The organism is Paenibacillus pabuli (assembly GCF_039831995.1).
GTDB lineage: Bacteria > Bacillota > Bacilli > Paenibacillales > Paenibacillaceae > Paenibacillus > Paenibacillus pabuli_C.
Genome location: NZ_JBDOIO010000003.1, coordinates 308,451 through 328,981 on the forward strand (window position 1 = coordinate 308,451; position 20,531 = coordinate 328,981).

A 20,531-nucleotide genomic window follows, 5' to 3' on the forward strand; every position below is an offset into this window, starting at 1 on the left:
GCCCCTCTCTCATTTCCTGTCGGAAAAAGAGAAGGGCTGCTGTTAGAAGCAGATTATTATTTATGCTTCTTTAGAATATCAAAGATGATCTCTGCATTATTCGTATTGTCGATCAGGCCGGAGAATCGATGGCTTGCCGGACCGTAGGCGTAGACTGGCACGTCATCTCCCGTATGTCCGCCTGTCGTCCAGCCAGTGAACGAGCGGTTATCAATTATCGCTTCGATGGCATTGTCGATCGTCGTGACATCTGCGTCTTTAGCTGCGGTTTTTACCGATTGAATCTCCTCGGAAGTTAACTCAAGTTTGAGATAGCTCTTAAGTGTTTCTTCCACGGAAGCCCCTTTAGCGATTTGAGCTGCCATGTAGTCAGGCGTGCGTACTGCGGCTTTGATCGGATCCACGAAAAAGTTATATTCTCCGTCTTTCCCGAGCGTAAGTCCGCCAGTGGAATGGTCAGCCGTTGCTACGACAAGGGTCTCTCCATCTTCTTTGGCAAAATCAATTGCCGCCTCGAAAGCTGCTGCAAAATCCTCCATTTCGCTCATAGCGCCAACGATGTCATTATCATGACCCGCCCAGTCGATCTGGCTTCCTTCAACCATGAGGAAAAACCCATTTTCGTTTGAGCTCAGGCGATCAATGGCTGTATTTGTCATTTCGGCCAGCGAAGGCGTTTCGCTCGTACGGTCAATCAACTTGTCCATACCTCCGTCAGCAAATAGTCCGAGAATCTGTTTATTTGTATCCTTGAGAAGGGCACTGCGATCAGTCACATAGCTAAATCCGACTTTTTCAAATTCATTGGTCAAGTCACGATCTTCACGTACAAAATTGGTTTTTCCTCCGCCTAACAGAACATCAACTTTGTGCTTCCCATTGATCAATTCATCATAATAATCATCTGCGATTGCATCCATGTTCTTCCGACTAATATCGTGCGCACCGAAGGCGGCAGGTGTGGCATGAGTGATCTCTGAGGTAGCTACAAGTCCGGTGGATTTTCCGTTTTCCTTGGCTTGCTCCAAAACGGTTTTGACTTCAGTATGGTCATTGTCAACTGCAATGGCAGCGTTATAAGTTTTCACACCAGCAGACATTGCGGTCGCCGCGGAAGCCGAGTCCGTAACGTTTTGTGTGTCGTCATCCGGATAGGTCATTTGAGCGCCCACAAGATAATGATCAAATACCGTTTTCTCCATGACCTTAGTCGAAGGGTCATCCTTCATATAACGGTAAGCGGAAGTATAAGCCGTTCCCATGCCGTCACCGATGAGGAAGATGATATTCTTGATTTTTTTTGTCTCTACACTAACGGCTTGTACCGCATTGGCTTGACCCGCAGACAAGACAGTAGAAGCGGCAAAGACCAGGCTGAGTGCAGCCGCAGGAAGTACTTTTTTGGATAATTTCACGATAATTCCTCCTTTTATTATTAAACATGAACATATGTAGCTTTATTCATTTGTCCGACAATAAGAAGATTATCATTCGACTGTAAAAGAAGTCCGAGTCCTCTGTATGTAGTGTGTAAAATATTTACAAAGAAGAGGACCTGCCAAGTGCAGATCCCCAATCCATCCTGGTATATTCACGTTTTATTTAAGCCGATTACTGCAATGGCAAAGGTGCCTGGCTTCGAAATGGATAGGGAATGGGACTGTAAGCCCACGCCTCAATCTTATTCATGATTTGCTACCAAACCGGATGTGAATGGTTTATGATCTAGTCATGACAATGACAAGCGGTGAGGGTAGAAGATGAAACAAGTTAAATGGATGGATAAAGTAAAAGCCATGGCGCGGGAGATCAAGAGGAATGTATTCGTCTTGTACCTGGCGTACAAGGATCCTCGGGTATCTTGGTATGCAAAATTATTTGCGGTCGGCGTGGTCGCTTACGCATTCAGTCCGATAGACCTGATTCCTGATTTTATTCCTGTTCTTGGGTATCTCGATGACCTGATTATAGTTCCGTTAGGCATTACAATTGCTTTGAAGCTGATTCCACAAGAAGTCATCCGGGATTGCAGGGACAAAGCGGAGGAGATTCGAAAAAACGGTAAACCCACAAATTGGATTGTTGGAGGATTGTTTATTTTTATATGGATCGTGTTTGCCATCTGGATCGGCTTGATCTGTTATAAACTTTTTATTTAGAGTTGGTGGAATGCAAATGCCCATCTGAACTAACCGATTCAGATGGGCATCTTCTTTTTGTTAAATAAGCATTCGATATACTACTTGGTGTCGATGTGAAAGATACCAATTTCGTTGTAATGCTCCAGCTTATAGTCAATCGTGCCAAGACTGCAGTTCAGCGTATCCATTTGTTTCAGAATATTTTGCCGATGCTGCTCCAACATAATCTTGCGCTGTTCACTGGTGGAAGAGCCCTCCAGGCATAGCAGCATAAATGCTTTAATGTCCTCCAAGGACATGCCGCTGTCCTTCAGGCAGCGGACCAACTCCAACCAGCATATATCCATTTCGGAATATCTGCGTGTACCGTATTCCGTCTTTTTCAGCAAAGGCATTAAACCTGCTCTATCGTAGAAACGCAAAGTGGAAGGCGGCAAATGGGTGCGCTCCGCCACTTGTTTAATCGTAAATTCCAAGCAAATCTTCCTTTCAAAAAAATCGATTGAATGGCTTGACTTAAACCTAAGTTTAACCACTATCCTAAGATTGTTCAATAGAGCGTTTTCAGGAGACAAGCTCGCATTTTACCATTCAATGAAGGAGTGATTTTGTTGAAGTACAGAAGACTAGGCAGAAGCGGATTGAAAGTGAGCGAGATTGGATTGGGAAGCTGGCTGACCTATGGATCGGCTACATCAGAGGAAGCGGCACGCGCTTGTATGCATAAGGCGTATGAACTGGGTATCAACTTCTTCGATACATCCAATTCCTACCCTGGTGCGGAGGAGGTGATGGGCAGCACGTTGAAGCAGTATGCACGCAGCAGTTATGTACTTGCCACGAAGCTGTTTTTCCCGCAAGGATCGGGACCGAATGATCGTGGTTTATCCCGCAAACACATCATGGAGCAGTGTGAGGCGAGCCTTAAGCGATTGGGTACCGATTACATTGATTTATACCAATGCCATCGCTTTGATTCTGAAACACCCATTGAGGAAACGCTTAGAGCATTGGATGACTTGCAAGCACAAGGCAAAATTTTGTATGCGGGTGTCAGCGAATGGACGGCAGCACAGATTGCGGAAGCCTCTGGTATCGGCAAACGCCTGAATCTGCGTCCGTTAATCTCGAATCAGCCGATCTATAACATGTTTGAGCGTTATATTGAGAGAGAAGGCATTATTAGACAATGCGAGCAGGAAGGGCAGGGCCTTATCGTATTTTCTCCACTGGCACAAGGTGTATTGACGGGTAAATACAAACCTGGACAGCAGATCCCCGAAGGAACGCGGGCCTCTAATGACCAAACGAATGGAGTTATCAACAGTTATCTGCGTGAAGACGTACTCCAATGTACTGCACAGCTATCGGAACTGGCTAATGAACTTGGTGCAACGTTGTCGCAGTTTGCTTTGGCATGGATTCTGCGTCAGCCTGTTGTAAGTTCAGCCATCATTGGCTCCAGCAGACCGGCACAAATTGAAGAAAACATCCAAGCGACCGAGCTGGAACTTACGTCTGATATCATTGATCAAACAGAGAAGATTCTGTCGTCGATCAGCCATTTTGCACCGCTGAGATAGAAATCGGTTTAAGTGTCAGGTTCATTTCAGATGAAGGCAGAATTACAAGCGGGTATGAAACCGAATATCGTTTTGCATGAATAGGTTAGTCAGTATTTACTGGCTGGCCTTTTTGGTCATAGTTAATGTTTTCAAACGATTTAAGAAGAAAGAATCCTTTTTATTTTTGCTGAAAAAAGTTCTCTTTCCGATTACCGTACCGTTTAGATAAGATTTTAATTGTTTTTCATTGCCATGGCTTAACTTGCGTACTCATCGTGTTAGTTGAAGTTAGTTTTTTATTTGGAATGGTAATATGCAAGAAGAAAGTAATTTAAGTCCGTACCATTTCAAGTTATAATTTGAAGATATAGGTACTTTATTCTTGGGTTACGCCTTGATTATACCGAATATGAATAATCTATAGAATAAAAATCTGTTGTGCTCTGTTATAGGGAAAATAAATAAAATACTTTGGATGGTGCAGCATGTTTACTTATAAAGAATATGAAGAGATCATTAGAGTACTCAAAGAAACGGGACTTCCCATTTTAGACTATTCAGAGATTACGGAAGCAACAAAATCTTTTGTTATCCTTAGACATGATGTTGAATTCTCTTTATCTAGAGCACATATACTAGCCTATTTTGAGTCGAATCATTTGGATATTAGATCTTCATACTTCATTCAAATATCGAATAACTGTTATAACCCCTTTTCTGAAGAGAACATATCAATAATAAGGGATATTATTCGCATGGGTCATCGAATTGGACTACATTATCACTTACCAAAGAATAACAACGGCGACATAGTAAATGGAATAAAAAAAGAACTAGATATTTTATCGTGTTTTATTGGGACTCCGATAGACCGTTTTTCGATCCACAGGCCCACGAAGTTAATTTTGTCTTTGGATTTACAAATAGACAACGTAATAAACAGCTATGCCAGTAGATATTTTAATTACTGCCACGACAATAATTTAATTAATACAAACAAGTCCGACATATTTTATTTATCGGATTCTCAACATAAATGGAAATTTGGATATCCTAACGCAGAGCTGCTTGAAGGTGTGCAACGTGTTCAAATTTTAACTCATCCTTACTCTTGGAGTGAGATGGGGAGTTCATCAGATGATAACTTTGAGACTCTTTTCATGGAAAAGAAGCACGAGCTATTGAATTCGATGAATATGGAATGCAGCCATTTTCCTTATGAAAGAATGAAATTATTTGAAAATTTATGATCATTTAATATTAAAGGGGCCATAAGTTCCATACTGCAGAGAATACCGCACGGATGCCTCATTCGCACAGGCAAGCAGTCCATTTATTGCGTAAACTACAGGAGATTCAGTAGAGCGAGGTGAATTTTATGGCTAACATCAACGATATACGCTTAAAGGCAAAGCGATATAAGGCCAAACCCGTCTGCGTGACTCTTCATAATGGTGAAACATACGTTGGTTATATCGCTGAAGTGAATAACGGTGGAGTGGTGTTAACTGGTGTAGGAACGGTATCGGGCACTCCGACAACAGGAGGCACTTCCCAGCGTTCTAACCGAAACCGGAAAGTTGTTTCAGGCAGTAAGGGAGGTTCCTCTCAGAAAAGAAAACAGGGTAAAGGTACTCGTAAGGGGCCTACCCGTTCGCGCCAAATGCCGCAAGCCCAGGTTTCGTCCTTTCTGCCCATGATGGGTTCCTTGTTTGGCGGGCTCGGTGGCGGGGCCTCTGCTGGAGGTGTAGGAGGATTACTTGGCGGAGGAATGCGGTTATTCGGCATGATCCAACAATTCGTGCCCGTCGTGAAAATGGGCTATGGTATGATCAAGTCCATCAAGCCGTTCATGGGTGCCGTCCAAGGTCTCATGGCTGGGCCTAGTCAGGCCGAACAGGAAGAGGCATAATTCGATCGATTTACGGCCCCTTTGGGGGCTTTTCTTTTTTTCGTTGTTGTCTAAGTTTGAGCCAGAGATCTGGCGCAGGAAAGATTTTGAATCCCTTTCTATTGTTCTGGATATACAAATACCTTCTTGAACAGAAGGCCGTAAACGTACGCTAGAAGTAAAGGAAGAATGTAGGAGAGGGCAGTCCAGTAGATATTCCATCCATTGAAGTACACCACTCTTCCCATTTCTTTTGCCAACCACTCAATGAGGGTTAGAATTAAAGATGTAATTAATATGGCCAGCCAGGGTTTTGCGCCTTTTTTGAGGATTGCAAGCATCATGAGACACCCTGAGATGGGGTAGATGCCCAGATCCATTGGGAGAGCGGTATAGGACTGATTATTGGAGTTAGGGAGGATATTCCAGAAAAAGTTAAAACCAACATCGTTGATGCAAGAAGAAGCAGCTACTCCCAACGGATAAAAAACAAGTAGGATTTTGGGATGTCTTCGTAAGATCCATCCACCAATTAGAACAGGAATAATAAAACCCAGAATAATATTCCCTAACATACAATCCCTCCTCATATTCATCAACTGTAACAATTTCTTATTATTGACTGGACTTGTACATTTTATAAAGAATGAAGCTAAGGAGTAAGGAGGGAATATGGTTTAAGACAGCTAGCCACTGTACCCGTTAATCCGTTTTATTTTTATCCTCAAGAAGGGTATTGAGTTTTTGGTTTAACATCTCTAATTTTTTATCATAGTGCCGATACGTAATAAACCCGATTACGGCTTTAACTGCAAAAAATAATATTGCCGCAATAACGATCAGAACGTAATTATGTGCAATCTGCTTGAGCCATTCATTTAACCCATTCAATCTCTGATAGCCTTCTCTCTGCAAAGTACTTAGATACATCTTTATAGAATGAACCAATACGAAGAAATTATTACCTTACAAAAAATTAAATCCGCATTGGCGGGATAGTTAAGCGCGTTTCTTTGCGTTATTATAAATGAATGGTTTACACTAAAGGGGTTCAAAGTGGAGCATCTTTCTATTTCTGAACACCGACGATTTTTGGAGAGATTATAATGAAATGGTCTCCAAAAGGATAGAATTTGTTAGAGAACCAAAAGAACAATCTTACGGAATAGTTGCTGTATTTAAAGACTTATATGGTAACTTGTGGGATCTGTTGGAAATGAACAAGGATCATCCCATCTCCAAACGAGTCAGGTAGGTTTAGCTTAGCGTTATGGGACCCATTTACATTGTGTGAGTTTTTCGAGAGAATAACATTGATGAAGTTCATTGATGATAAAAGATAGTGAGGTAGGAAAAGATGATTGCAAAAACAGAAGAAGACTTTAATGGTTTGAAGGAAATTGGTAAAATTGTTGCGGCTATTCGGGATGAATTGGTACAACGAACAATTCCGGGCGTAACGACGAAAGAACTCGATGATATAGCTGGAGAGCTCTTTGCCAAAGAAGGGGCCGTATCAGCTCCAAAAAGCGAATATGATTTTCCGGGGTATACATGTATCAGTGTTAATGACGAAGTGGCGCATGGAATTCCTGGACCGCGTGTTATTCAGGAAGGAGATATCGTTAACATAGATGTATCTGGTTCAAAGAATAGTTATTTTGCAGATACGGGAATATCCTTTGTAGTTGGTGAAGGAGAAGAAGTATTAACGAAAATATGCGACGTTGCAAAAAAAGCATTTGAAGCAGGTCTTAAAAAAGCAAAACCCGGCTCCAAAAAAAGCGGGATCGGAAAAGCTGTATTCCAAACTGCAAAACAACATGAATTAACAGTTATTAAAAACCTTACAGGACATGGCATTGGACGTACAATCCATGAAGCACCCGATCATATTTATAATTACAACGATACATCGGATGATGAATTGCTGAAGGAAGGGATGGTAATCGCATTTGAGCCGTTTATCTCAACCTCTGAAGAAGAAGTATACCAGAAGAAGGATGGCTGGACTTTTGCTACAGAAAAAAGCTATGTGGCTCAAATCGAACATACGATTATCCTGACTAAAAATGGTCCCATTATTATTACAGAGTAATGAGCTCAAGAGCGTTGAAGAAGGTCGATTTCCTTTGTGAAATCGGCTTTTTTTGTGTCCCAGGTTCTTGTTTTAGGCAAGACAAGAACCTGGGCATGTTATTTCAGGCTTGTACCGAATCAATAGGGGCAGCAGGTTGTTTCTATTCTAGTTTACCTGGATATTAATGCGGGTACTACTTTCTCCAACTTTTCTCTTGTCGACAACTACGATGGACATACCCTGGTCACAAAGGATATTTGCACACTGGCCACCCGAACTTCCAGCGCCAATAATGAGTACATCGCAGGCTATGTCCTCCTCCAGCTTAGGATAAGAGGGGGATTAGCAATTGTTGTCGGCCAGTACAATTTACCGCTCATTTGAGTCTCTTCCTTATACATATTTGGTACGTAGTATGGACACTTTGCTGCAACGCGATGCAAAACCAGGCATATTGGAGCATCGTACTCCAGACCCAGCCGATACAGGTGACTGGGAGAGGATCCAGCTTATCCATAGTGACATGTTTTATACTCCATAGTAGTTCCCCTTACATGCGAAACATGTTACTATTTAAGTGCTTTAAGGTTTTTCAATATAAGGAGCGCTTAAATATGATCATCCAATTCATTCGTTTAAGGTAATGACAGGTACAGCTCACATACCCCGGAATTTTTAAAACAAGATGCCGGGTTTGTTTGACTGTGCCTTTTTTCGTTGACCTAATACGAATGAAAGGGTGCTTTTTTGTGTTCAAAAAAAGTAAAAAGTTAATTCGTGCAGAGAGAATCAAAGACTCGCTGGAGATATTTAGTTGCCCAATATGCAGCCAACAGATGAAAGTGATGCACTTACAAAGTTTAGTGTGTATCAATCAGCATTGTTTTGATATAGCGAAGCAAGGATATATCAATCTTTCCTCACGCTCGACAAACTCTAAGTATGACAAACAAATCTTTGAAATGAGAAGAATAATTAGCCAGAGCGGGTTATTTAATCCTTTGCAAGCTGCGGTAAGTGATATTATCGTGAGTCACCTCCAGGACAATGAACCAATACGTATACTGGATGCAGGTTGCGGAGAAGGCTCTCATTTGAATAGAATACAAACCAAAATAAATCAGAAAAAACGTAACCCTATATTGGCTGTAGGAATCGATATTTCTAAAGAGGGGATCAGCCTTGCTGCAGCGGAATATTCAAAAGCCATGTGGTGTGTTGCAGACATTGCAAACATCCCATTGGCTAACCAGCAATTCAATTTCATCATAAACATTCTTTCCCCAGCCAATTATTCCGAATTCCAGAGATTGCTCACGAATCATGGTTTGTTGATTAAAGTTATTCCTGAACAGCATTATCTAGCTGAATTAAGAGACATCCTTTACAAAGGTACAGATAAACAGGTTTATTCCAATACACCTACAATTCGTTATTTCAACGAACGCTTCAATTTAATAGCTGTTGAAAACATTCAATATCAAGTTAGCCTCAGTGAGCACCTCATTCCACCTTTGCTTGAGATGACTCCGTTATCTTGGGGGGCTTCACAAGAGTCCAGAGAACAGATTTTACGGATGGATCTGAGAAAAATTACTATGGACTTTAAGATATTAGTGGGTATGATACCATCACAGAATTAGTGGTCTGCATTTACGATTAACTAATACCAAAGCCTTCATCAAGGCAGCCGATCAATGGATCGGCTGTTTTTGTTCAGGGAACATCGAAGTATTTTGAGCGTTAATCCCAATATGTGGTACTATCATTGGAATAAGAACATCTGAAATGAATCAAGGGGATGATAAGGTGGGCTCTAGGCTGATGCATTTGTTGATTTCAGATTTTGTGGGCAAGGAGCTGTTACTTGGAACGCTCCGCCTATCGTGCCTTGGATGTATGTAGGCCATTACTAGGTACTGGGGAGACACAAGTAGACCCGTCCGATTTTATTTAAATCCGAGAAACGAATAGAGTGATACTGAAATGATGTTGCACACGTAACTATAAAGCAAAATGCGGGACCATCATCTGATGGTCTTTTTATATTGAAATAGCAATTCTCTGATGAATCAATACGTTGCTATTCAATGCTGTCTCTGTTCAACGATTTTTTCACAACTTGACCTTAGGTCAGACCTAAGGTATAAGCTTAGATTTATAGTCAAGGAGTTTGGGGAGGAAAAGAGTTGAAAAAGGAAATTACAATTAGTGAGTTTGCCAAACTGATGGGTGTCTCAGTCCAACAAATTCGTTATTTTGAGGAAAAAGGCGTATTGTTCCCGTCTTACATAGATGAAAATCAATATCGCATGTATGGCATCCACGAGATTTACCGATTGGCGCATATTTTACTTCTCCGTAAAGTCGGGTTGTCCGTACAAGTCATCCGGACTTGGAGGGAAGAAGGTACACCGGATGACATGCAGGGATTACTTGTACAGTCGGTATCCAAGATGGAAGCCGAGATGGACAGGCTGCGAACGTTAAGCGGCTTTATCCGTAAGGTGCTGGATGAGAACGAGCGCTATGGGCAGGAGAACGCTTCTTTCCAGGTTATTCAACGCAATCAGCTTGTTCTGTCTTCTTGGTTCGAAATGGACATGGAGAGCGAACTGGATGCTCGAATGTTGGCTCAGCAGAGGGATACGCTGCCAGAGTTGTTTGAAGCGGACATTCATTACGTGTATGAGGGAAACCATCGTGTATTGCTGTGCACGGAAGTGCATGACATGGAAGGAGACATGGTTTTGCCAGCTGGCGAGTATTTATCTTACCGTTTCTCGATACAAGACGACGAAGAATTGGAGCAACACTTCAATCAGTTTCAGGCCTACGCCGATGGCAGCTCCCTTTTTCTAACCGGACCACGAATTCTTGTGGAGAAGTCGTATCTGTCTCTATTCACCCAAGAAAGCATATATTACGAGCTGCTCGCGTGTGTTAATCCCTACGGCAAGGATGCGCCGAAACCGGAGGAGAGTCAATGATCATCCATCCTATCGTTCACATGGAGCGAATGAAAGAGGAGCACAAAGCTTCAGTCAGTCAACTGCTGTTTCAAGGCTTCTCCAGCAAACTTGGTACAGGGCTGAAAGACGCGCAGTTACTGTTGTTATTAGAATGGTTTCTCATGTTGGATGAACAACGGGGAAATGGCCAGCGCATCGTTGCCTTACAGGAAAGCTCCGTCATTGGCAGTCTGTCTCTGCAGTTTCAGTCTTGGTCAGGCGAGAAGCGTCCAAGTGGAACAGTGACGGATCTGCTCCCCTTATGGAAAGGAATTCAAAGAGCTGGATGGGGAAAAGCATTAGGGTGTGCTGTACGATTGGCATGTTTGAGTCATCGTCCGGCACGTGGGGAAATGTATATTGCGGATGTATCCGTCCATCAACATTTTCGGGGATCAGGCGTGGGCCAATCGTTGCTGGAATGGGCGCTTCGTGAAGCAATGACAAGACCGGAAATCCGTTATACAAGCCTTCATGTGTCAGGGAGCAACGTTCGAGCCAAACGACTGTATGAACGCATGGGATTCCGGACGTTGGAAGTACAGCGCAGCTTATTCATGACGTGGCTGCTGGGTGAACAGGAATGGAATTACATGATATACGAAGGATAGGTAACTCTAGGGAAGAAAGGGATGTAGACGATACGTGAAAAAGAAATGGGGAATATCGCTCCTGATCATCCTGCTGTTGATGGGAGGAGCTGGTACAACTATTTTACTACAGAATAGCTTCAACATGGTCCAACAAGCTGTAGAGATTGATTCACCTCAAGGCAAACTGACGGGGATACTCACATTACCTCAGAAATATAACGGCAAGGTTGGACTCGTATTGTTCATTCATGGAGACGGTCCCATTGATGCGACGCATAATGATGGATATAAACCGCTCTGGGAACGGCTTGCTGCGCTTGGCTATGCGTCACTCTCGCTCGACAAGAGAGGGATCGGAGGATCAGAAGGCAGCTGGCTGGACCAAAGTATGGATGATCGAGTGGAGGAAGCACGACAGGCGCTGGCCTGGGCGAGGAAGCAGCCTGCAATTAATGCCAATCGCATTGGCGTATGGGGGGCAAGTCAGGCTGGATGGGTGATTCCTAAACTGGCTGGCAAAGAGCCTCTGGCTTTTAGCATTCTTGTCTCTCCGGCAATCAATTGGCTGACGCAGGGAGAATATAACACGCGTAGTGCAATGGCTAAGGAAGGACACTCCTTGAATGAGATTGAGCAGCAGGTGAATGAGGATAACCGAATCAAAGCGCTGCTAAAGACAGGCAGTTCTTATGAACAATATGTGAGCGTCGCTGGGCAAAAAGAGGCGATGTCCAGAGAACGCTGGAAGTTCGTGAGCCTGAACTATACCTCAGACGCAACAAAGGATATAGCCAATTTCGATTCCCCTGTTTTACTGATGCTAGGGGATCATGATATTAACGTTGACGTGAAAGAAACAGAAGCAGTTTACAGGGAACATGTATCACCATCCGAATTACTGCGAGTTAAAGTCCTGCCGAACACGGAGCACTCCATGCTCTCCACTTCGACAGCCGATTCCCAAGCGCGTGCGTTATTGATCAGCTTGTTTGCACCAAGGAACATCACGTCGAAGGGATACATGGAAGAAATCGCTGATTTCCTGCAATCCATTTCTCCAACTAAATGAGGTTTCCATAAGCATCCTTGGATGAATCACGGTCTCACTCATGAACTTTTCCACCCTATGAAAATAAAGGGTAATTCACTATGATAGAATGAATGCAGTTTGGATGATGGATAAGCGGAGGATAGAAGTATGAATAAAACGGAGCGGCACCTAGCTATCACCCTTGAATTACAGCGCAGCAAAACGCTAAGGGCAGAAGATCTGGCTTCCCGGTTTGAGACCAGTGTGCGAACGATATATCGGGATATGCAAGCACTAAGCGAAGCTGGGGTGCCGATTATAGGAGCACCTGGTCAGGGCTACTCATTAATGAAAGGATATTTTCTTCCCCCGGTTAGCTTCACTGCAGAAGAAGCTGTATCCCTGCTCATGGGGGCTGATTTTATTGAACAGAGATTGGATAGAACTTACGCGAATGAAGCCAAATCGGCTCAACGTAAAATTGAAGCTATTTTGCCAGAATCCGTTCGAAACGAGTCTACACGTGTTCGGGAAACGATGCGACTTCTTCATGGAAGTGAGCCGTTAACTGGTGAGAGGGTTAAAACGTACCTGAAGCAAATACGTAACGCCATTTTGGAACGTCGCAAGATTCGTTTTATGTACCGAAAAAAAATGCCGGGGCCAGATGGGAATCGAAGCAATCTCCGGGAGGTTTCTCCGTATGGATTATCCCTTTTGCATGAACATTGGGTTTTAATCGCACACTGCGATATGCGACAAGACATTCGTCATTTCCGATTGTCCCGAATGACAGAAGTTCATGTGATGGAGGACCGCTTTCTTTTGCCGGATGGTTTTGACTTAAGCAATTATCGGCCGTCTGATGATCGGAATGAACGGGTATTGATCAGGGCAAACCCTGAAATTGCAGACAAGATCATAGAACATGTTAACTTTTATATTGAATCCATAGAGGATCATATGGAAGGTGTGACTTTTCATTTACGTGTCCGGCATACGGAGGAACTAATGCATCATTTACTTGGATGGGGTGGTGATGTCGAAGTGATTGAGCCGGAGTCTTTGCGCTTGCGAATTCAGGAAGTTGCGAAAAATATTTTAAAGCACTACTGACATACCCCTGTCAGTAGTGCTTTTTTATACTTTGAATATATCTAAGATGAAAAGGGGTTGCTGGAAGGATGAGAAACACACTGCATGTATTGAATTCTTTTGAAAGTTCTGTAGAAAGGTATTTGGCAGAATTAAAACTGCTCGATATGGAGCAATTAAATAGAAAGATGGATGAGGAGGAATGGTCCATTGGACAGATGTATGTGCATTTGATTCAATCAGCGCTCTTTATGCACCTGCATAATATGGAGCAATGTTTGGTCCACAGCGAACCGATGGTGAACGCGAATAAGGGTAAAACAGAGCTGGGGGAAAGGGTGTTTGAACAAGAACAATTCCCTCCCATTCGGATTAAGGTCCCTGCTTCGCCGCTTTACACGCCAAAGTCACCCGAGAACGTGGAGCAATTGATAGAAGGGCTTCATCGGGTCACAGAAGGAATGAGGGATATGGAAGCTGTTTTACGTCAATCGCCAGTCACGGATAAGGTCATTCATCCAAGTCTTGGAGCACTGAACGCTCAGGAGTGGTTTTTATTGATTGAAATGCATTACAGACATCACTTTTTGCAACTGGATCGTTTGAAAACGAAATTAGACATGGGCCAGAGAGAAGGGGATGTCTAATGGTGGGTATAACAAGTCAGGAAAGCAGATACTGGATTGGCGTTGTATCTGCTTCTCATGTCAACGCAGGCGTAGAAGGCGGATTTGCCCAGTTGTGCCACGGCAAGGCGGCAGCACTGCGGCTGATGTCTCCAGGTGATTGGCTGATCTACTATTCTCCCCGTACAGACATGTCGACAGGGAAGCCACTTCAGGCATTTACCGCTATTGGCCAGGTTACGGACAACCAAGTCTATACATATCAGATGACGGAATCATTTGTACCCTTTCGCCGAAATATCCGTTACTTTCCGTGTCGAGAAGTAAAGATTGCCTCTTTGTTAAACGAACTCGACTTTACACGCGGAAATCGCAATTGGGGTTTTACATTCCGCAAAGGACATTTTGAAATTGGGGCTCAAGATTTTATGACGATAGCTAGCTCCATGATCGATCGTGAGGATTTCAGAATTTGAAATGAATTTGTTCTCTCTTATTTCAAGTATTGCCTGCGAAATTGCAACGGAGAAAAGCCAAATTCCCGTTTGAAGCAGGACGAAAAATACGGGGAGTAACGAAAACCCACTTCCTCGGCGACTCGTTCAATGGACCAATCGGTCGTCACCAGAAGGCGTTTGGCCCTCTCCAGCCGAAACTGCTGCAGATAATCGGATGGCGTGCATCCGTATCTCGCCTTCATACATCGAACAATATAGTTCGGATGAAAGTGCAGGGCGGACGCAATGGATTCATTGGTGATTTTTTCCTGATAGTTCGCCTGAAGGTAAGCCGCCGTCCGTTCGGCTAATCGGGAAGCCACTGAATCCGTTGGACCGAAGCTTCCTTCTTCAAGCAAGCTGAGCAGCTCTCCAAGAAGCTGCTGTTCCTGCCAAAAGGAAAGGGTGGACGGCTGGGCAAGCAGTTGTTCTACCATACCAAACACCGTCCGTGAGTCAGGCAAATGCATGTATTTAGGCAATCGCAGCGTGTAAGGATTAATAAATGGCCTGGTTGAATAGGGTGACGGGTTGTTCTCCGCTTGCTCTGCCAGAGGTGCATCCCGTCTGGGTGCATGCTCAAAGTGAACCCAATAAAAAACGGTATCCTGATCGCAAGGCCGAAGAGGATAGTGTTCTCCATCAGGCACCAGCAGCAGCATGTCTCCCTCTGTTAACGTCCATTGTGATCCATTCTCGCCGATGTACATCTCTCCGCGGACAAGGATCAGCAAATCATACGCCCCGATGTTGCTGCGATGGGGATGTTGGTCCCCGCTTTTATACTCCGTCAGGCCCGATCCCAAATAATAGGGGAGTGGGGGCATTTGAAGTTCAATCATGGTGTCTTCGCCCAGAACGATCACACCCTTTCGCCTGTGTCATATTTTATAGAAAATGGTTCATTCCATTCCTATTAAGTCAGTAATACCAAGCATATAATTGAGTTCGTAAAGAGTCAATTAATATAGGAGGTACATATCATGCAGACAACACAGGTTCATATCCGAGACCAATTTTGGGAGGATTATTCCGCACTGGTACGTCAAACGGTCATCCCTTATCAATGGGAGGCGCTGAATGATCGGATTGAAGGGGCGGAACCCAGCTATGCCATCCGAAATTTCCGAATCGCGGCCGGTCTGGAACAGGGAGAATTCGGTGGATGGGTGTTTCAGGATAGTGATGTATATAAATGGTTGGAAGCGGTTGCTTATTCGCTGCGGAGTCATCCTGATTCCGAATTGGAGAATATTGCGGACGGAGCAATCGATCTGATTGGTCAGGCTCAGCGCGATAACGGGTACATTAATACTTATTTTACGATCAAGGAACCGGGCAAAGAGTGGACTAACCTGTATGAGGCCCATGAGTTGTACTGTGCCGGACATCTGATCGAAGCTGCGGTGGCCTACGCTGATGCAACGGGTAAACGTAAACTGCTGGACATTGCATGCCGCTTCGCTGACTTAATCGACACGCTTTTCGGTACAGGGGAGAATCAGAAGCGGGCATATTGCGGGCACCAGGAGATTGAACTGGCTCTGGTCAAGCTGTATCACGCGACCGGAGAGGAACGTTATTTGAATCTAAGCCGATATTTCATTGATGAGCGGGGCAGCAGCCCAAGCTATTTCGTCCTGGAATGGGAACAGCGCGGCAGAACAGGCATCTGGTCGCAAGGCTCGCCAAATCTGGAGATGTATCAATCACATCTACCGGTACGAGAGCAGACAGCTGCGGTTGGACACTCCGTACGTGCCGTTTACATGTATACGGCCATGGCCGATCTCGCCCACTTGACGAAGGATGACAGCTTGCGAGCGGCTTGCGAACGGCTGTGGGCCAATACAACCCGCAAACAGATGTACATTACGGGCGGCGTGGGAGCAACGCATCTGGGTGAGGCATTCACCTTCGATTATGATCTGCCCAATGACGCGGTGTACGCGGAAACTTGCGCTTCCATCGGACTTATCTTCTGGGCACGTCGGATGCTCCGATTGGAGGCGAAGAGTGAGTATGCGGACGTGATGGAACGTGCGCTGTACAACAACGTGCTTGGCAGCATGTCCAAGGACGGTAAACACTTTTTCTATGTCAATCCACTTGAAGTATGGCCCGAGGCCAGCATGCGCAATCCGGACAAACATCATGTGAAACCAGTCCGCCAGAAGTGGTTCGGCTGTTCCTGCTGCCCGCCAAACGTGGCCCGTTTGCTTAGCTCGCTCAACGATTATATCTATGATGTATCTGCGGAAGAGAACGCGGTTCATGTTCATTTATACATTGGCAGTACGGTACAATTCCCGTCAACCGAAGGCCGGGCAGTCACCCTGAGTCAATATTCCGAGCTTCCTTGGAATGGCAAAATTAAATTTGGCATCTCGCTTGCTCCAGATAGCTCAGATGGTGCTACATTCACACTCGCGCTGCGGATTCCGAACTGGTTCCAGAGCGGGCAGCCTGTTTTGCGAGTGAATGGCGAAGAACAGGCATATACATTGAACAAAGGTTATGCTCATATCCACCGACTTTGGGCGGAAGGAGATTCATTGGAATGGTTGCTGCCGCTGGAAACGCACTTGATTGAAGCTCATCCGCAAATTCGGGCTGATGCTGGCAAAGCAGCCATTCAGCGTGGACCACTTGTATATTGCGTGGAAGAGGCGGATAACGGAGCGCCGCTCGCTTCATTATCCATTGCCGAGGCAGCGAACTTAACGGAGCGTGATGCACCGAATTTACTTGGCGGATGCGTTGTTGTTGAGGGCGACGGACTAACTGCGGATGGGTCAGCATGGCCAGAGGATCAACCGTACCAACCGATCCACAAACCTCGCATTCCGGTACGTTTTACAGCCATTCCTTATTATCTGTGGGGGAACCGTGAACCGGGTGAAATGAGCGTCTGGCTGCGCAACTGAAGCGTGGGTCATCCAAGCAACTCCAACGTTAAATGTCTAGAATGGCAGCTGAACATAACGCGTGGTTTCAATACTGGCAAGACAGAAGGTCCCTCGTATATTATCGGGGGCCTTCCGCCATGTCTGGCACACCCGAAACCCGGAAGCGGAGATGAATGCATGAATACAGAACATGTACCCAAGTCCCGTATCGAACGAATTACGTTGAAAAATCGAATTCTTTTGCTTTTTGCGGCCGTAGCCCTCATTCCTTTCCTCTTATCCTGCTACCTGTCTTACCGAACAATTCATTCCATTCTGACGACCAAATTGCAATCCGGTATCCAGAGCAACCTCAAACAGGTGACGCTTTCCTTGGAAAACACGCTCAGTAACCTCAACCATGTATCTCAACAGCTCGCCTTCGAAGGAAGCATTGGTAAACAGCTGGAGCAGCTCATGCTTGCGGATCAGCCTTATGATCGCAGTTATTTGACCGACCAGATCAAAAACCAGCTGAACCTGATTGCGTTTACCAATCCCAATATCGGGTTATCGATGTATTATTTTCGTAAAGACGGTACCTATCTCTTTGAAACCATGGGGGTCAAGGATTCATTCAATCCGGAGAAACTGCCGATCATGGCGAGTTATTACGGAATCACCTATTTTGGACCCCATATCAGTAACGACAGGTTCAACGATCAATATGTTCTTTCTGCACTGCGCAAGGTGGATCTGCCCGAACGGGAGGATGCCTATGTATATATCGAAACTGGATTTAATCTTACCCAGAGTATCCTTGATCTGGACGATGTCAGCAAAAATACGGCCCATCTCATTTTGGATAATCACGGACGGGTCTCGTACAGCGAATTAAGGGATGCTTTTCCCGAAAACGCGACTTTTCCGGTTTCTGGCGGGCTCTCAGAGGCTTCAGCAACTTCGGGAATCGCTTCGGGCTATTACTGGTACAGGCAATACAGTAACCAGGGCTGGAGCGTGGTTTCGCTCGTATCGAAAGCAGATTACGATCAGGAGAAAAACCGCTGGATGATGCAGATGGTTCTGTTAACCGTGCTATTCGCCGCAGTCAGTTTGGCCATCGGCTGGTTGCTGTGGAAAATGGTATATCGGCCCTTGTCCCAATTTCACCGGGAAATGAAGCTGATGCTGAACAGCAACTTCAACGTGGTGGATGCGAACTCGCGCATACCGGAATTTGAAATGCTGCTGACGCAATTCGGGCGAATGAAATCCCACATTGCAAGGTTATATTCCGAAGTAGAGTTAAAAGAGAAACGTAGGGCGGACCTCGAAATTGAAAAGCTGCTCTACCAGATCAATCCGCATTTCCTGATGAATACGCTGGATACTGCGCACTGGTTGGCTGTCATGAATGGACAGGAGGAGATCGACCGGCTCGTGACTTCGCTGAACAAGCTGCTGTATTACAATTTGCGCAAGGGTGGCCAGAGCTCAACCATACGTGAAGAGATTGACTCGCTCAGGCAGTATCTAATCTTGCAGCAGATCCGCTATAATTTTCAATTCGATGTTCGCATACACATCGATGACGAACTGCTTAACGTACCCGTGCCGAGGTTTATTTTGCAGCCGCTCGTTGAAAATTCGCTGTACCATGGGCTGGATGACAAGGGAAGGATCGAAGTCGAAGTAAGCAGGCACAACGATCGGCTTGAAATTTCGATTATCGACAACGGCAAGGGTATCTCCGAAGAGAAAATCAAAGCGCTGCTGGAACAAGAACAGGCCGAACGTCATCGGGTCGGCATGGGGATCGGCATGAATTATGTCAAGCGTATGCTGGAGTCTTATTATGAAGGCTATGCCAGCATGAGCGTATCCAGCGAACTGGGGCAAGGAACCCGGATCGTCATTGAGCTGCCAATTCAATGTGAAGGGGAGGAATCATCATGATCAATGTGCTAATCGTCGATGACGATCAACTGGTGCGCAAAGGGCTCATGCTCGCAATGCCTTGGGATAGATTTGAAATGAAGGTCGTTGGCGAAGCGGGGAACGGAGAGAAGGCACTTGAATTCCTGTCTGAAAACCACGTCGATCTATTGATTACTGATCTGGCCATGCCGGTTATGTCAGGAATCGAGTTGATCCGCGTTGCCCGCAAGCAGTACCCGGATTTGCCCATTGCGGTCCTGACCCTCCATCAGGATTTTGAATACATTCAGGAAGCACTGCGTCTGGGCGCCATCGATTACATTGCCAAAGTACAGCTTGAGAAAGAACGGTTCGAGGAAGTGCTTGGGCGCATCCATGGTCGTATCCTGGCCGACAGGCGAAAACGGTCAAATGACGATGCCGCTGGTGTATCCGGGAAGGATGCATTGTTTTATGGAGAGCCTGAACGAGGTACTCGAGCAGTGAACGAACTGGACTGCGAATGTGAACAGCCTGGGTCAACATTCGTTGAAGTGGGCGATGGGAGCATTAAGGACAAGTTGCAATCATTTCGCTGGGTTCATGAGGAGGGTTACATGATTGAACTGCTGCACGAATTGAAAACGATGAGATTGCCCGTGCCCCGATTGATGCAGCTGCTTTACAGCATAACAGCCGAATGGAACCGCACGTTCAAATACATCGTCCACACGGAAATGACCACGCCTGTTCATTTTGCCTCATGGAATGAGGTGGTGGCATGGATGGCGAACTTTCGGGCAGAAGCGCTTCATTTATCGGGTGGACAGTATCTGCGTAAGGAGGTAAGCAGCAGTATTATGACCGCCGTCAAAATCATACATGACGAGCTGCACAAACCTTTATTCGCCAGCGATGTATCGAAGCGGGTCAATCTTAGCCGCAGTTATTTCAATCAATGCTTCAAGGAAATGGTCGGCTACTCCTTTAACGAATACCTTCGCAAGATCCGGATGGGCAAAGCGAAGGACTACCTCACCAAAACAGCTAAACCGATTGTCTGGATTGCGGAGCATACGGGCTATGCAGATGAAAAATACTTCAGCCGGATTTTTCGTGAGCAGGTAGGCATGCTGCCAAGCGAATACCGCAATGCCCCAAGGTGAGGGTAGACGGATGGAGAGAAGGTAGGAT

20 protein-coding genes and 2 pseudogenes are annotated in these 20,531 nt (G+C 45.2%); 16 read left to right on the forward strand and 6 right to left on the reverse strand.

Going from position 1 to position 20,531, the window contains the following annotated elements:
* Positions 1 to 56 precede the first annotated feature (56 nt).
* A complete protein-coding gene (locus tag ABGV42_RS03680; RefSeq protein ID WP_431523599.1) occupies positions 57 to 1,415 on the reverse strand; it encodes an alkaline phosphatase in 1,359 nt (452 codons plus the stop codon).
* A gap of 345 nt (positions 1,416 to 1,760) precedes the next feature.
* Here ABGV42_RS03680 and ABGV42_RS03685 point away from each other — a divergent pair, with 345 nt between their 5' ends.
* Positions 1,761 to 2,159 carry a YkvA family protein gene (locus ABGV42_RS03685; RefSeq protein WP_347380426.1) on the forward strand — a complete coding sequence of 133 codons (399 nt, stop codon included), beginning with the start codon at positions 1,761 to 1,763 and terminating at the stop codon, positions 2,157 to 2,159.
* Between the two features lie 80 nt (positions 2,160 to 2,239).
* Here the strand turns inward: ABGV42_RS03685 and ABGV42_RS03690 are convergent, their stop codons facing one another.
* The gene (locus ABGV42_RS03690) at positions 2,240 to 2,617 is read right to left on the reverse strand and encodes a MerR family transcriptional regulator (RefSeq protein WP_347380427.1); all 378 of its coding nucleotides are present in this window, start codon (positions 2,615 to 2,617) and stop codon (positions 2,240 to 2,242) included.
* Between the two features lie 135 nt (positions 2,618 to 2,752).
* Here ABGV42_RS03690 and ABGV42_RS03695 point away from each other — a divergent pair, with 135 nt between their 5' ends.
* The 3 genes from ABGV42_RS03695 to ABGV42_RS03705 all read left to right on the forward strand — a co-directional run bounded on the left by ABGV42_RS03695 (position 2,753) and on the right by ABGV42_RS03705 (position 5,618).
* A complete protein-coding gene (locus ABGV42_RS03695; RefSeq protein WP_347380428.1) occupies positions 2,753 to 3,724 on the forward strand; it encodes an aldo/keto reductase family protein in 972 nt (323 codons plus the stop codon).
* A gap of 467 nt (positions 3,725 to 4,191) precedes the next feature.
* The gene (locus tag ABGV42_RS03700; RefSeq protein WP_347380429.1) at positions 4,192 to 4,956 is read left to right on the forward strand and encodes a hypothetical protein; all 765 of its coding nucleotides are present in this window, start codon (positions 4,192 to 4,194) and stop codon (positions 4,954 to 4,956) included.
* 128 nt (positions 4,957 to 5,084) lie between these two features.
* Positions 5,085 to 5,618, forward strand: a complete 534-nt coding sequence (locus ABGV42_RS03705) for a hypothetical protein (protein ID WP_347380430.1) — start codon at positions 5,085 to 5,087, stop codon at positions 5,616 to 5,618.
* A gap of 98 nt (positions 5,619 to 5,716) precedes the next feature.
* On the opposite strand, the gene ABGV42_RS03710 is transcribed toward ABGV42_RS03705, so the two are convergent.
* Both ABGV42_RS03710 and ABGV42_RS03715 read right to left on the reverse strand, forming a co-directional pair.
* A complete protein-coding gene (locus ABGV42_RS03710) occupies positions 5,717 to 6,172 on the reverse strand; it encodes a CBO0543 family protein (protein ID WP_347380431.1) in 456 nt (151 codons plus the stop codon).
* A gap of 127 nt (positions 6,173 to 6,299) precedes the next feature.
* The gene (locus tag ABGV42_RS03715; protein WP_347380432.1) at positions 6,300 to 6,488 is read right to left on the reverse strand and encodes a hypothetical protein; all 189 of its coding nucleotides are present in this window, start codon (positions 6,486 to 6,488) and stop codon (positions 6,300 to 6,302) included.
* A gap of 172 nt (positions 6,489 to 6,660) precedes the next feature.
* Between ABGV42_RS03715 and ABGV42_RS03720 the strand changes: the two are divergent.
* Together ABGV42_RS03720 and map are read left to right on the forward strand one after the other, a co-directional pair.
* Positions 6,661 to 6,852: pseudogene (locus ABGV42_RS03720) on the forward strand (VOC family protein); the annotation flags it as partial.
* Between the two features lie 102 nt (positions 6,853 to 6,954).
* Positions 6,955 to 7,695 (forward strand): type I methionyl aminopeptidase, encoded by a 741-nt coding sequence (gene map / locus ABGV42_RS03725; RefSeq protein WP_347380433.1) that lies wholly within the window; start codon positions 6,955 to 6,957, stop codon positions 7,693 to 7,695.
* A 162-nt stretch (positions 7,696 to 7,857) separates the two neighbouring features.
* On the opposite strand, the pseudogene ABGV42_RS03730 reads toward map, so the two are convergent.
* Positions 7,858 to 8,057, reverse strand: a pseudogene (locus ABGV42_RS03730) (FAD-dependent monooxygenase); the annotation flags it as partial.
* A gap of 369 nt (positions 8,058 to 8,426) precedes the next feature.
* Here ABGV42_RS03730 and ABGV42_RS03735 point away from each other — a divergent pair.
* The 7 genes from ABGV42_RS03735 (at position 8,427) to ABGV42_RS03765 (ending at position 14,508) form a co-directional block, all read left to right on the forward strand.
* A complete protein-coding gene (locus ABGV42_RS03735) occupies positions 8,427 to 9,320 on the forward strand; it encodes a putative RNA methyltransferase (protein ID WP_347380434.1) in 894 nt (297 codons plus the stop codon).
* Between the two features lie 546 nt (positions 9,321 to 9,866).
* Positions 9,867 to 10,667, forward strand: a complete 801-nt coding sequence (locus ABGV42_RS03740) for a MerR family transcriptional regulator (protein ID WP_347380435.1) — start codon at positions 9,867 to 9,869, stop codon at positions 10,665 to 10,667.
* The gene (locus tag ABGV42_RS03745) at positions 10,664 to 11,299 is read left to right on the forward strand and encodes a GNAT family N-acetyltransferase (protein ID WP_347380436.1); all 636 of its coding nucleotides are present in this window, start codon (positions 10,664 to 10,666) and stop codon (positions 11,297 to 11,299) included. Before ABGV42_RS03740 ends, ABGV42_RS03745 begins: the two co-directional genes overlap by 4 nt.
* A gap of 34 nt (positions 11,300 to 11,333) precedes the next feature.
* Complete coding sequence (locus ABGV42_RS03750; protein ID WP_347380437.1) at positions 11,334 to 12,350, forward strand: alpha/beta hydrolase family protein; 1,017 nt, start codon at positions 11,334 to 11,336, stop codon at positions 12,348 to 12,350.
* A gap of 129 nt (positions 12,351 to 12,479) precedes the next feature.
* Positions 12,480 to 13,427: a helix-turn-helix transcriptional regulator gene (locus tag ABGV42_RS03755; protein WP_347380438.1), complete on the forward strand. Its 948-nt coding sequence runs from the start codon at positions 12,480 to 12,482 to the stop codon at positions 13,425 to 13,427.
* Between the two features lie 68 nt (positions 13,428 to 13,495).
* Positions 13,496 to 14,053 carry a DinB family protein gene (locus tag ABGV42_RS03760; RefSeq protein WP_347380439.1) on the forward strand — a complete coding sequence of 186 codons (558 nt, stop codon included), beginning with the start codon at positions 13,496 to 13,498 and terminating at the stop codon, positions 14,051 to 14,053.
* Positions 14,053 to 14,508: an EVE domain-containing protein gene (locus ABGV42_RS03765; protein ID WP_347380440.1), complete on the forward strand. Its 456-nt coding sequence runs from the start codon at positions 14,053 to 14,055 to the stop codon at positions 14,506 to 14,508. Before ABGV42_RS03760 ends, ABGV42_RS03765 begins: the two co-directional genes overlap by 1 nt.
* Before the next feature lie 17 nt (positions 14,509 to 14,525).
* On the opposite strand, the gene ABGV42_RS03770 is transcribed toward ABGV42_RS03765, so the two are convergent.
* Positions 14,526 to 15,371, reverse strand: a complete 846-nt coding sequence (locus ABGV42_RS03770; protein WP_347380441.1) for an AraC family transcriptional regulator — start codon at positions 15,369 to 15,371, stop codon at positions 14,526 to 14,528.
* A 141-nt stretch (positions 15,372 to 15,512) separates the two neighbouring features.
* Here ABGV42_RS03770 and ABGV42_RS03775 point away from each other — a divergent pair, with 141 nt between their 5' ends.
* From ABGV42_RS03775 to ABGV42_RS03785, 3 genes are all read left to right on the forward strand, one after another.
* Positions 15,513 to 17,456, forward strand: a complete 1,944-nt coding sequence (locus ABGV42_RS03775; RefSeq protein WP_347380442.1) for a glycoside hydrolase family 127 protein — start codon at positions 15,513 to 15,515, stop codon at positions 17,454 to 17,456.
* Between the two features lie 159 nt (positions 17,457 to 17,615).
* Complete coding sequence (locus ABGV42_RS03780; protein ID WP_347380443.1) at positions 17,616 to 19,376, forward strand: sensor histidine kinase; 1,761 nt, start codon at positions 17,616 to 17,618, stop codon at positions 19,374 to 19,376.
* On the forward strand, positions 19,373 to 20,503 hold the full coding sequence (locus ABGV42_RS03785; RefSeq protein ID WP_347380444.1) for a response regulator: 1,131 nt from the start codon (positions 19,373 to 19,375) through the stop codon (positions 20,501 to 20,503). Before ABGV42_RS03780 ends, ABGV42_RS03785 begins: the two co-directional genes overlap by 4 nt.
* Positions 20,504 to 20,531: the final 28 nt, after the last annotated feature.